The sequence below is a fragment of the Lutibacter sp. genome (assembly GCF_041596795.1).
Taxonomy (GTDB): domain Bacteria; phylum Bacteroidota; class Bacteroidia; order Flavobacteriales; family Flavobacteriaceae; genus Lutibacter.
On record NZ_JBFHHX010000094.1, the window covers coordinates 1 to 13,498 of the forward strand.

The window sequence follows — 13,498 nt, forward strand, 5'->3', positions numbered from 1 at the left end:
CAAAGGCTCCATCAGAACTTGCATTAAATGCACTTGTAGATGCTCCAGTAAATTTTGATGGTTTCCAACCTGTTGTACCTCCTTCAAAATCTCCATTTACAATTTCTGGATAAATTGCTGCAGGTACTTCTGGTTCAACAACCTCTACTTCTAAAGAGTATGTACTAGATTTCCCTAGTTTATCTGTAGCAATTAAAGTAACTGTATAAGTTCCTTCTCCAGGAAAAGTATTTGCTCCATCTGTACCTGATGAAGTGTTTCCATCACCATAATCCCATATATAATCTGTAGCACTTGACGAAGTGTTAGAGAAAGTATATGTTAAATAATCTGATGTTACTGATGCACTAAAACTTGCAACAGGTGGATTTAAATCTTCTTTTGAATTTGCCTCTGCTAACTCATACGTTAACGAGTCAATGGTAGGATCGCAAGACGTCATCGAAATAGATAATACAAGTGCTAAAGCACCCATACATATTCCAGATACGTATTTTTTTAAATTAATATTTTTCTTCATGTCTTTATATATTTAATTAATTTATATTTTAATTATAGCCTGGGTTTTGTTCCATTAAACCATTACTTAAGTTTATCTCATTTTGTGGTATTGGTAACAATAAATCCGTAGCAGTAAATGTAAAATTATTTGCAGTTGCAAATGCTGAAAGGGTAGCCTGAGCAGCACCAAAACGAATTAAATCGAACAATCTCTGATTTTCAAATGCAAATTCTACACGTCTTTCAATCAATAATGCCTCTTTAGTAAGTTTTGATGGACGATCTGTTGCTGCAGTAAAACCAGCTCTTTTTCTAACTTCCATATAAGAATCTATTGCACTACTACTTGTAGTTTCTGTAGCTCCGGCTAAAATAGCTTCTGCACGCATTAACAATATATCTGAGTAACGTAATACAATCCAATCGTTACCGGCAAGTTGTGGTAAACCTGTAAAAGTTTGTCCGTCACTTCCTCCTGAAGCTCCATCAGGAAAATATTTAGCAACTTGATATCTAATTGTACCACCTGAAAGAACAGTTAATGGATCTTTTCTATACGTATTCTCAATTCTAGTTCCACCATAAGTATCTATTGCAGCAACAACATCTGTTGTAGCATAATTAACCCCACTAGTATGCCCAACTGCATTCATCCATTCTGCTGAGAAAATTTGACTATTATCTTGCACACTACTGTTATATCCAATAGCGAAAATAATTTCAGAATTTAATTCAGAATAAAATACGTTGTAGTAGTTACTTTGTAAAGAGTATTTATTTGTATTTATAATTTCCTCACATAAAAGCTGTGCATTTACATAATCTGGTGTTTCTAAAGATAAATAAACTTTTGCTAATAATCCTTTAGCTGCATTTACAGAAGCTCTTGTTTTATATGAATCTCCTAACCCAGAAACAGCAGTTTTTAAATCACTTACAATTAAATCGTAAATTAAACTTGTTTCTACTCTAGTGAATTGAATATCAGTTTCAGCTGGTGAAATTACACGGTCTACTAATGGTAAATCACCAAATAAACGTACTAAGTTAAAATAAGCAAATGCTCTTAAAAATTTAGCTTCAGCTTCAATTTCCAATGCTCTATCTGCATCTTCCACAACACCTATATTTTCTAATATAACATTAGCTCTATAGATTACTTGAAAATAACTAGTGTAGTAGTTTCCAACAAAATTGTTTGTTGGAAGTACATCCATACTTTCTAACTGACCTGCATCTGAAGCATCTTCAGAATCAGGGCTTTTTGTACTTGTATTATCAGTACGCATTTCAGTTACATAAAATTCCCATTGAACTCCATGATTCTCATCTTTATCACTACTATTAATACCTTGAATAGCAGCATAAACACCCATTAAACCAGTTTCTAATTCTGCAGCCGTTGTATAATAATTATCTGTAGTAATACTTGAACTTGGTTCTGGCTCTAAAAAGTCGCTACAAGAAATGATAACATTTCCTATTAAGATTATAGCGATATATTTTAAATATTTCATAATATTATTTATTTTTTTGTTATAAAAATTATTAAAAATCTAAATTTAAACCAAGAGATATTGTACTATAAATTGGTGATCCACCTCTTTGGTATCCATACTGTGTAGGACTTGTTTTGTCAGTAGCCTCTGGGTTCCATCCAGTATAATTAGCAGCTGTTTTATAAATTAAATTTTGGCCAGTTGCATAAATTTTTAATCCAGAGAATCCAAATTTCTCTAAAACATCTTTTGGTAAATTATATCCAATATTTACATTTCTTAAAGCAATATAAGATGCATCTTGAATAATACTATTTGTAAAATATTTATCTACCATAAAATTTTGATCAGGTGCTACTTCACCAGCTGAATTAGCAACAAGTGTTCTATTGTTATTATTACTAAACATGTAGTGATCTGCAATATTTCTTACTTCTGCACCGTGAGATCCTTGGAACATAAAAGAGAAGTCAATATCACCAAAAGTAAATTCGTTTGTAAAACTCCAAATTAACTCTGGGTAAGGATTTCCTAAAACTGTTTTATCTTCATCATCTAATACACCATCACCGTTTAAATCTTTCACATATACTAAACCAGATTGAGCACCAACGTGTCTGTATGGTCTATCCAAAAATTCAATTGGAATTTCTTTATCAACAACATATCCGTAAAATAATGATATTGGTTGTCCTTCTAAGTTAATCCACTCAGCTGGTCTACTTGGATCTAAACTTGTAATTTGACCATTAGAATCAGCAAAATCAACTAATGTGTTTTCATTTGTAGTTGCTATAAGAGTTGAACTCCAATTAAATTTCTCTGAAGAAATATTTTTTGTTCTTAATTCAAGTTCCCATCCTTGGTTTTTAACTTCACCTAAATTAACTAAAGCCCCTGTAAAACCAGTAGTAGAAGAAATTGGATTGTTTAGCAATAATTGGTCACTTGTTCTTTGGTACCAATCTACAGAACCAGAAATTCTATTATTTAAAAATCCAAAATCAATTCCTGGGTTAATTTCTATTAAACGCTCCCATTTTAATTCAGGGTTTGCAATGTTTACTGGTGAGAAACCTGCAGTTACACTTCCATCAACCACATAACTAGAGTTAGCAGCTCCTAATAAAGCTAAATGTGGATAATAATCTACTAATATATTTCCTGTACTTAAAGTAGCAGTACTTCCTTGTGCATCAGGATCTACAGAACCTGTATTTAAACGGTCGTTACCTGTAACACCATAACTTGCTCTAAATTTAAGATTATTAACAAAATCACTGTCAGCTAAAAAATCTTCTTTTGATATATTCCAACCAATAGATGCAGCTGGGAAATTACCATATTTAAAATCTGAACCAAAAATAGAACTACCATCACGTCTCATACTTATAGATGCCAAATACTTACTATTATAAGCATAATTTACCCTTGACACGTAAGATATTCCTCTTTTTTGCCATTCAAAACCATCAAACTCTGAAATAGATGTTGCGTTTGTAATTTGTTGAACAACATCATTTGTATATCCTGTTCCTGTCATACTTGAATAGAAGTAATTTCTACTTTCTACTGAAACACCAGCTACAGCACCAATATCATGATTACCAATTGATTTATTATAGTTAAAGAAGTTATCAAAAATTACATAATTTTCTTTTTGAGAAATTTCTTGCATGTAAGCATCTGTAACGCTTTCTCTGGCAAGTGTTCCCATATAATCAATTCTCTTAATATCATCATAAGACCCAGCTAATGTTGTTTTAAAAGATAAATCTTCTGTTACATTATACTGACCATAAAAACTTCCATATAACTGAAACTTTTTATCAGATCTGTTACGCTCTACAATTCTAGCATATGGATTTGCATTATTACTGTTACCAATATTAGTTAGTTTGTCATTAATTTGACCATCACCATCTAAATCAAAATAAACAAAATGATCTTGTCTTGCGTAATCTCCAGGCTGAAGACTTGCATAAGCTCCATTTGGATCAACAAATTTTAATGTTTCTTCAGTGTGGTAAATAGGTAACCAAGGCTGATGTCTGGCTACGTTATGAATGTTTTCAGAAAAACGTCTTCTATTTGTGTATGAAGGACTAAAATTAGCACCAATACTAAACTTATCATTTAATTTACTATCTACTTTTAATCTTGCTCCGTATTTTTTATAATTATCAACTAATAAAACACCTTCATCATTTGAGTAATTTAAACTGGCAGTATATTTAGTATTATCATTTCCTCCTCTTGCAGAGATAGAGTGACTAGTAATTACACCTTGCTCAAAAAATACATCTTGCCAAGAACGGTCTGTTCCAATTTGCAATTGTGCTATAGTGTAAAGAGATAATTCTCCAACTTCTTCCATTTGTTTTGCAGCCCATTCTTTAGTTGTAAAACCGTAAGCATCACTTTTTCTTGGAGTTTTAATACCTGTAAATGTACTATAGTTAATTCTAGTTTTACCAGATACACCAGATTTCATGGTAATCATAATAATACCATTTGCACCTTTAGATCCATAAATAGAAGATGACGCAGCATCTTTTAAAATTTCGAATGATTCAACATTATTCATGTTTAAAGATCCTAAAAATCCTGAATCAACAATAACTCCATCAACAACAATTAAAGGAGTAGAATCACCTGCCATAGAACCAACACCTCTAATAGTAATGGTTGGAGCAGCACCAGCTTCACCATCTGTAGCTTGAATATTAACACCAGATACTTGACCAATTAAAGCATCATCAACCCTAGATGTAGCGATTTGATCAAGATCATCATTTGTTACTTTTGAAATAGCACCAGTTAAATGTGATTTTTTCTGAGTACCATATCCAATTACAACTATTTCGTCTAGCGTATTTGCAGCTTCCGTTAACACAATTGTAATTTGTTTTTGATTTACAATTGGAACTGCTTTAGTAGCAAATCCCATAAAAGAAACCTCTAGAATATCTCCAGACTTAACACTTAACGAAAATTTTCCGTCAAAATCTGTAGAAGTACCTTTAGTTGTTCCTTTAACTATAATACTAGCACCAGGAATTGGTGAATCATCTGTTTGGGACAAAACTGTACCTGCAATAGAAAAACTGCTCTGAGCCATTAAAGTAATATTGAACATCAATAATACTAGAAGCGTTAGCTTGATTTTTAAATTCATAATTAAATTTTTATGTTTAAGTTTAGTTTAAATTAAATTAATATGTTTACATATTAATGTTTTTACAATAGTAGAATTTTACTTCTTATTTAATTTTACTTCTCCTTTAATAGAAGTTCTTTTAGTTAGAAAATATAGGTATACCTATCATTTTTAATTTAGAGGTATTCATATTTCATTTAGTAATTGGGTTTTAATTATTATAATTATACTTATTTTGGTTGCCCAAAGTGGTTAACCAGTTTGGATAACCAAATATATATTAAATAAATGTTAAAAAAAAATATTGCCTAAATTATTTCTTAACAATCAACGAAAAACTACGAAATACAATTAAAATACTGATATTCTGACAAAAAAAAGTTCCTAAAGAATAAAATTATTCTTTAGGAACTTTTTTAAAGTGACTAGAAACCTATTGTTTTGGCCTCAAGAAATCCTCTCTTTTTGGACTAGTAGATTTTTCTTTTTTTACTTTTTATCTCCAAAATAAGATGGTCCAACACCACTTAAGAAATCTTCTCTTACAGGACTAAATGTATCTATTAGTTGTCCTGCTTCTAAGCAAACCGCACTATGTAATAAATTAGGTTCAATATACACTCCGTCTCCAGCTTCAATAATTTGCTTTACTCCATCAATTTCAAATTCAAATTTACCCGAAACACAATAAGTAGCTTGTGTATGAAAATGTTGATGTGGTGCACCTAATGCTCCTTTATCAAATTTCACGCTTACCATCATTATTTGGTTATCGTAACCTAAAAACTTTCTTGATACTCCTCCACCAAGATTTTCCCATTCCATGTCTTTTGCGATGACGTATTTTTCACTAAATCGTTTCATAATTATATGTTATTTATTTTAAATTATTAAAATGATAAGCGCCAGTCCATTCAACTGCCTTATCCTTTATTATTATACTATGTTTTTTATCTTTCGCCGAATCTTTTAAAGATACAACAATTAACTTTAAATTTCCATCAATAGTTTCAACTGAAATTGCAATATAATTTTCGTCAGAAAAAACAACCTCTAATTTTTTTATAGTACTAAATGCATTAATAGCATTCTCAGTTACAGGACTATAATTTCCGTGAGATTCTAAAACTGATACAAATTGAGTGTTTCCAATATCTTTCTTTCTTACTATAAATGCAGGTTCTGGGCGTAAATTAAAATCAGGATCATTAGCGCCAATTCTAGCAAAAATTAAATCGTCTTTATCATTTACCACCGTAGTTAATGTATAAAATCGCTCATTACTTAACCAAGATAATTTTGCATTACCACTTGTTGAATTTCCTACACCTTCATTCCATAAATGTTGATATCCATTTTTACTTCCTAATGGAGATAAAACTTTTGGAGTATTGTATTTAAAATTAGATGAAATAATTTGTCCGAAATAGTAAAAAGGCAAATCGTACTGATTTACGTTTGATGACGTAACATTTACAATATCTAATAATAACGGATTTTCAAAGTCTTTATCTTTCAATAAAAATTGTGTTCTATGCATTTCTGTACCAGGATACGCATTAGATTCCTTAGCACTTACAACCTGCGCATCTAAATTTGAAGCATCAAACAAATAATTAACAGAATGATTTAAACTTCCAGTTTCAAAATCTCCATCAAAATGAGATGTTTCATTTTGCACTACTGTATTATGTGCAATTGATTGTTTAGCCCAAGTGGTATTTTCTCGTAAATAATTTCCACCTCCTTTTTGTTGAATATTTACATAACGCGCTAAACCATAGTCTTGCAACACTTCATTACCACCTTCATAATATGAAAAAGACAATTTATCATAATGCCCATGACTTAAACCTTGAGCAGAATATTTTGAAACTAATGTAAATTCATCTTTTGCACCATTTACTCTTAAAATTCCAACACCTCCTTGAGTTCCATCTGCACCATCTCTTAATTGTAGTGATTTTTTTACAAAAGGTTTTGCTAAACCATCACGAATACCAATAGCTACTGATAATCCTGTATCATCTAATAAAACATCGCCTTGATCTTTTGCAATTGCTAATAATTCAGGCTGATTTCCACCATAATGATAACCAATATCAACAGAAGAAACCAATTCACGTGAATAATACGACATTCCTTTTTGCCCATCATTTAAAGGGAAAAACTCTCCATCAGCATCTGTTAAATTTAATAATGTATTTATAGCTTTTAACAAAACGCCGTCTTTATATTCAAAAATTTTCATTTCTGGCTTAACGTTATGCAAAGCCTCAGCAAAAACTAAAAAAGGATACATTGCGTAACGCTGATAATAAGGACCTTCAGTATAATATCCATCTGGTGAAAAAGGTTCATCTAAATTGGCTAAAAATCCAACTTTTTGTCCAGCTTTTTTAATAAAACCACCATCATTATCTTTCGCATTCGGATCAATATTATCTGTTTTTAATCCATTTAACGCTCTATCTAACAACTCATCATTATCCATAACCAAAGCAATCATTCCAACCGCAACATTTCCCCAAGTACTATGGTTATGTACTCTGTTAAAAAATTGAGGATTGCCTTCTGAAATAAAATTAGCAAACGGTATAAATAAATTCTTTTCTAATTGTTTTCTTTCTTTTGGCGATAAATAATTATATACACAATCATAGGCCTGGCTTACATATACTAACCAGTTAGAATCGTTTAAACATTGCCAAAAAAGTTTTCCTCGGGCATACGAACGTGTTTGAGGATGAACAGGCAATGTTGGATATATTTTTTCATAAGCAAACAGCATTTCTTTTACATAAGCTGCATACTTTTCATCATTTAATATTTGATATAAAACACCTGCTTTTTGAGCAATTAAAAAATTCTTTTTATGACGTTCATGCGTATATCCACCGGAAAAATCTTTTGGTATAGGCACTTCAATACCATTTAAAATTTCAGCGTCTACTTCTGCTTTCACTTTAGCTAAAGAAGCATCAAAAATAGGAACATTTCCTAATTCCGCTCGTATACTTTCAACACCTTTTTGAGTTAAAATTAAATTGGGATGTTTTTGTGTGTTATCGTTTTTGGAAATTGATTTAGTCTGAGCTTTACACGATACAAACACTACTAATAATAAGACTAATAATACAGATAATTTTTTGATAAATTTCATGAAGTTATAATTGGTTTACCAATTTGGTTTACCAAATATAAAGATAATTGTTTAGTCTACAAAAATTTCTGTAGATTTTTAACATTTAAGTATGCTAAATAAATCTGTGTTGGTTAAAAAGCAATCTCAATTTCATCGGTAATACCAACTGTAAATTGATTTTTTGATTTTATTGAATTTACCAAAATACTACTTGCTCCTTCAATTGATATTTCACAATTATTAATATTGGCAGATTGAACATCTAATGTAGTACTTTTAATTTTAATAATTAGATCTAATGGAGTAGAACTTGAAATTTTTATATTTTTAAATTGAATTTCTGAACCTGCTAAAATAATAACTTCATCTCCCTTAGAAAGCAACGTTGTATTTTCTCCAATAACTTTCCAGTTGGAATTGTACAAATTCCAGCCTTTAAAATTAGGTAACTTAGCCAGCTCATTAATTCTATTATCAAAACCTTTATAAGGAAAAATAATAGTGGCAAAACTAAAATCTCCTTCTTGTTTTTTAGAAATAACAGACCATTGCTTCCCTCTTGTTCCTGAATTTTCAACTCCATCAACAGAATTCAATTGAAAAATATCTAATCCAGCAGCATCATCAAAAGTTGAACGAATTAAATTTGGGGAATTTTCTAAAGAATAATGTCCTTGCCAAACTTGTTTGTACGTATGCTCTTTATCAGATTTAAAATTATCTTTTACAATCCAAAAATCGTTATTTACATTTATAACTTGGCGCACATATTTAATTCCACTTTTTTCAAAGCCATTATGCGAACCAATAAAATACTCAATATCACTACCTACTTTCCAATTTAATACCGTTGGTTTTGGCAATTCTCCAAATTTTCCAAAACCACTTCCACCTTGGTTACCTTTGTACTTTTTACCTTGTAATTCATCATCAACTAAGGCAACATTTTTAACCATAGAATTTTTAAAAAATTCATAATCTGGCAATGAATAACGCACTTGATAATTTGGTAAAACAACTTTTCCATAAGCCATAGCTTGCACACCTAACATATCACCATGTTGATGATCAGGTTTATCTTTATCTAAACCCGCAGAAATAGTCATCATTTTATCATTTGCATTCCAACCTTCTCTAAAAATATAATAACCAGTTGTTGGGAATGAGGTTGATTTAATTTGTGGCTGTTGTTTTTGAATATTGGTTAACATTTCCAATTGTGCATTGTTTAAATACCAATAGGTTTTAGCATCCACTGAATTTTCAGCTAAATAACCCATTTCAGCATCTCCAAACAATAAATATCCTAATGTAATAGCTCCAGAAATATTATTTTTTTCAGCCCAAGGATCATCTGTATCATCTTGTAAAACAGGTGCTGAACCATCTGGATACGCAATTTTAACCAAGGTAGTAAACAATGATTTTAATTTTTGCTCCCAAAATTCATTTACTTCCAAGTTGCTAATTTTAGCTAATTGATACACATAATAATAGTTATCAATATCACTCATATGATAATGTACTGAACGCTCAAATTGAAAACCATCATCATTAATTTCTTTAGCTAAATGCTCTTCTAACAATTTCATTGAATGTTTGTACCAAACATCTGTTCCTTTAAAATCTCTTAAAACAATAGAAAGCATTGCCAAAGCAGACATTCCTCTTGTTTGATGATTTCCTGGAACAAATTCTTGATTGTTTTGGTATAAACTCGCTCCATGTTGTAATAAGGTTGCAATGGTAGTTAACTGATCGGCATCCGAATAATTAGTTTCGCCTAAAAAAAATGAATGTATTTGCAGCCAATTTAATACACGATAACCAGCACGAAAAGCTTCATACGTGCCGTTACCATCTTTCATTTGTTCGAATTGGTTACTATTTAAAGCTGTATTTAACGACTTTAATTGATTTTTGAAATAATTTAAATACGTTTGATTTTTGTTTGAATAATGATATTCAAACGCAACATCTACCATTTTATGTTGACGCGCCAAATGACGCACCGCATACGCATTAACTGGCTCTCCATTTAAATAATTAAAAGGTAATTTCCATTTAGTAATTGCCGAAAATTTAGCCATATGATCAGCAGCTCGCTCACTATGCTCATTTTTAGAAGCAGGATAAATAGATTGGTAATCTTTAAATCTGGACTCGAAATTTTTCCAATTAAAAAAATAACGTTCTGCATATTTCTCCCTTAAATAAAAAGCTAACTCTTCTTGAGAAATATTCTTTTTATTTTTGAAATTAGCAATTGCCTGATTATTTAAATAGTGAGATAATTTACTATTTGCTATAATTGAATTTGCAGGAATTTCTTGTGAAAACCCATTAAAAAAAACAAACAACAAAAGAAATAAAATCGAATAATTTAATCTCATCTAAATTTACTACTACCTTAATTTATAAAACATCTCACAAAGCTTTCAACTAATAATTAAATAAAAATTACTTAATACATTAATTTCATTTTCAAGTTTTGTTGAATTTCAAATTTTCCAGAATTAGTAATAATATTCTCTCCTGGTTTTTGACCTTTTTCTCCCCATAAAATTGCAATTAATTTTACAGGATTGTTTGTAAACTTGTTATCAGCAATTGTAACATTTACAATTCCTCTGTTTTTTAATAAAATACCAGTTTTATCAGCTTTTCCACAATTTATAAATTCACTAGCAGTTACTTCTAAATTTCCACCAATTGTAGATTCATCATAACCACCTCTATGGTAATTTAAAACATCTTTTTGAACAGCTTCAAACTTAGAGTTTTTAATATATACAAACTCGGCATTATAATCTCCTTTATCATCTATTTCCTCTGCCAATTGAATTCCGCTAATACAATTTTTAATGGTAGAATTTACAACAGAAATTGTGTCTGCAAAAGAACCTTTTGATACTTTTAAAACACTTTTAAAGTTATTTATTTCGGTATTATTTAACACTAGATTAAACGCAATAGACATGTTTTTATCAAGTGTTGCAACGGCATCTTGTGTAGGAGTTCCATTAACTAAAACACTTTCTAAAATTAAATTACCTTTTGGATGCATTTGAAATGCTGCCCCTTGAGTGTTTGTACCAAAATTAAGTGTTGCTTTTGAATTTGCATCAGCCGATTTAATGGTTATTTTTTTATCAATTACTAAAGCTTGATTTACATCATAAACTCCAGCTTTTAATGTTAAAATATCTCCAGATTTTGCGTTTTTCAATCCTTCAATTAAATCTTTAACAGTAGATACTTCAACAATAGTTTTGGCATCTGGTTGTTTTTCAGCATTAAACCAAGTTGGACCATATGCTTTTTTATCAATATTTATTTTGCTTTCATTTACCGGTAAACAAATAGCACCAATACTATTATTTGTTGTTCTATCATTTCCAAATAAATCTTTTGTAATAGTTTCAAAATCAAAACCAGCATATATTTCGCTATCATTTTGAGTTGGAGCATATAACCAATCAGATAATTTATTTACCTCAAATTTCTTTGTAATTAAACCATCGCTTTTAACTTCACTTTTATTCTCACTATTTAAAATATTGTTTTTAAACAATACTCCATCAACTTTATCATAATTAACAATTGGATATTCTCCGTTAGTTTGGTTATAAATTAAATTATTAGCTAAAATTGTACGTTCTGGTCTTTCCGAACGAATTTCTGAAGCAGGTAACACATCGCTTTTATCAACATTTGAACCTACACTAAAATTTAATGGAGATTTACAATCTATAAACGAATTGTAAGCAACCACAACATCCGTTACTTGGTTATATCTATTTAATGGTGATTTTGGAATTCCGTTCATTACTGCTAAAGCACTTCTAAACTCCGATCCATTAATTTTATAAAAATAATTGTTGGTTATCCAATGTCCTGTATTTACAACACGTATTCCTCCAATAAATTTTGAATTATCATTTCCAATAAAAATATTACCATCAATAGTTGCATAATTTCCATGACGAACTACTAAAGAACCTTCACATTCAAAGAAAATATTATTTCTAAACTCGTTGTTGTTAGATTTACTTGAAATAATTTCAACTTCACCATTACAACGATCAAAAAAGTTATTTGCAACAATAGTATTAGATGGAGTCATAGAAGTTCCACTATCTCCAATTTGTAATGTTTCTCCGTGAGGACCTCCTTTTCTTGGACGAGGTCCAAAATGGTTATTAATAATTTTATGATTGTTTTTTATATGCTCATTTCCTTTTAAGAAAACTCTAATTGTAGGACCAAAATTAGACTTCCCGGCAAGATAACAATTACTTAACTCATTATTTCTACCCCAAAATTCTACCCAATGATCTGTATCTTCTCTATTTGGCTGTGTAAAATCTTCAATTACACAATTGGTTACTTTACAATTATTTGCAAAAGTTTCCTTATCTATTAAAAATTCAATTACCGTACCCGATGGCGTATGACCGTTTCTAAAATACAAGCCACTAACCTCTAAAAACTTACCACCTATTTTTAAATTTGAAACTCCTTCAATAAAAACTTCACCTTCGGTTTCGGCTTTTAACTTTATTGGACTTTCTTTGGTTCCTTCTCCTTTTAAAACTAGTTCAACATCTTTCCAAACTCCATTTGCTAAAACAATTTCATCTCCTGCTTTTGCGTTGGCAACTGCACTATTAAACTCATCTATATTACGAACTAATATTCCAGATACAACTTGTTTTTGACAAGAAATTGTTATTGAAAAAATAATTACTAGGGCTAAAAAATAAAACTTATTTGAATTCATCTTAATAAAATATATTGGTTTACCAATTTGGTTTACCAAATATATGTATATTTGTTTAGTTAACAATACGATTCTACTAAAATTTACATACAATGAGCACATTATCATCTACAACAAGAGTAAAACTTACAAAAGTTAGTACTGCCACCATTGCAACTTGTTTATTTAAACGCGGGTTAAAAAATCAATTTATACAAAATGTAAAACCTTTAAAATTAGGAAAACCAACTATGGTTGGGGAAGCTTATACATTAAGGTATATTCCTGCCAGAGAAGATTTAAACCCTATCTCGGCTTTTCGTGATCCAAAGCATCCACAACGTGTTGCTGTTGAAGAATGTCCAGAAGGAGCAGTTTTAGTAATTGATAGTAGAAATAACGCACGTGCAGCATCTGCCGGTTCTATTTTA

The 13,498-nt window shown here is 30.4% G+C and carries 8 protein-coding genes; 1 reads left to right on the plus strand and 7 read right to left on the minus strand.

The window, feature by feature from the left end:
- The 7 genes from ABY298_RS11105 to ABY298_RS11135 form a co-directional block, all read right to left on the minus strand.
- On the minus strand, positions 1-520 hold a 520-nt coding region (locus tag ABY298_RS11105), incomplete at its 3' end, for a PKD domain-containing protein (protein WP_372746124.1).
- A gap of 28 nt (positions 521-548) precedes the next feature.
- The gene (locus ABY298_RS11110; RefSeq protein WP_372746125.1) at positions 549-2,018 is read right to left on the minus strand and encodes a RagB/SusD family nutrient uptake outer membrane protein; all 1,470 of its coding nucleotides are present in this window, start codon (positions 2,016-2,018) and stop codon (positions 549-551) included.
- Between the two features lie 31 nt (positions 2,019-2,049).
- Positions 2,050-5,121 (minus strand): SusC/RagA family TonB-linked outer membrane protein, encoded by a 3,072-nt coding sequence (locus ABY298_RS11115; RefSeq protein ID WP_372746126.1) that lies wholly within the window; start codon positions 5,119-5,121, stop codon positions 2,050-2,052.
- Between the two features lie 528 nt (positions 5,122-5,649).
- Positions 5,650-6,024 (minus strand): cupin domain-containing protein, encoded by a 375-nt coding sequence (locus ABY298_RS11120; RefSeq protein ID WP_372746127.1) that lies wholly within the window; start codon positions 6,022-6,024, stop codon positions 5,650-5,652.
- 13 nt (positions 6,025-6,037) lie between these two features.
- Positions 6,038-8,323 carry an alginate lyase family protein gene (locus ABY298_RS11125; RefSeq protein WP_372746128.1) on the minus strand — a complete coding sequence of 762 codons (2,286 nt, stop codon included), beginning with the start codon at positions 8,321-8,323 and terminating at the stop codon, positions 6,038-6,040.
- A gap of 113 nt (positions 8,324-8,436) precedes the next feature.
- The gene (locus ABY298_RS11130) at positions 8,437-10,665 is read right to left on the minus strand and encodes a heparinase II/III family protein (RefSeq protein WP_372746129.1); all 2,229 of its coding nucleotides are present in this window, start codon (positions 10,663-10,665) and stop codon (positions 8,437-8,439) included.
- Between the two features lie 104 nt (positions 10,666-10,769).
- Positions 10,770-13,088, minus strand: a complete 2,319-nt coding sequence (locus ABY298_RS11135) for a chondroitinase-B domain-containing protein (RefSeq protein WP_372746130.1) — start codon at positions 13,086-13,088, stop codon at positions 10,770-10,772.
- Between the two features lie 92 nt (positions 13,089-13,180).
- Between ABY298_RS11135 and ABY298_RS11140 the strand changes: the two genes are divergently transcribed.
- On the plus strand, positions 13,181-13,498 hold a 318-nt coding region (locus ABY298_RS11140), incomplete at its 3' end, for a hypothetical protein (protein ID WP_372746131.1).

Excerpts from the sequence above, each read along its gene's own strand:
- ABY298_RS11120 (WP_372746127.1), bottom strand. The coding sequence starts at position 6,024 with ATGAAACGATTTAGTGAAAAATACGTCATCGCAAAAGACATGGAATGG.
- ABY298_RS11125 (WP_372746128.1), bottom strand. The coding sequence starts at position 8,323 with ATGAAATTTATCAAAAAATTATCTGTATTATTAGTCTTATTATTAGTA.
- ABY298_RS11115 (WP_372746126.1), bottom strand. The coding sequence starts at position 5,121 with ATGGCTCAGAGCAGTTTTTCTATTGCAGGTACAGTTTTGTCCCAAACA.
- ABY298_RS11135 (WP_372746130.1), bottom strand. The coding sequence starts at position 13,088 with ATGAATTCAAATAAGTTTTATTTTTTAGCCCTAGTAATTATTTTTTCA.
- ABY298_RS11110 (WP_372746125.1), bottom strand. The coding sequence starts at position 2,018 with ATGAAATATTTAAAATATATCGCTATAATCTTAATAGGAAATGTTATC.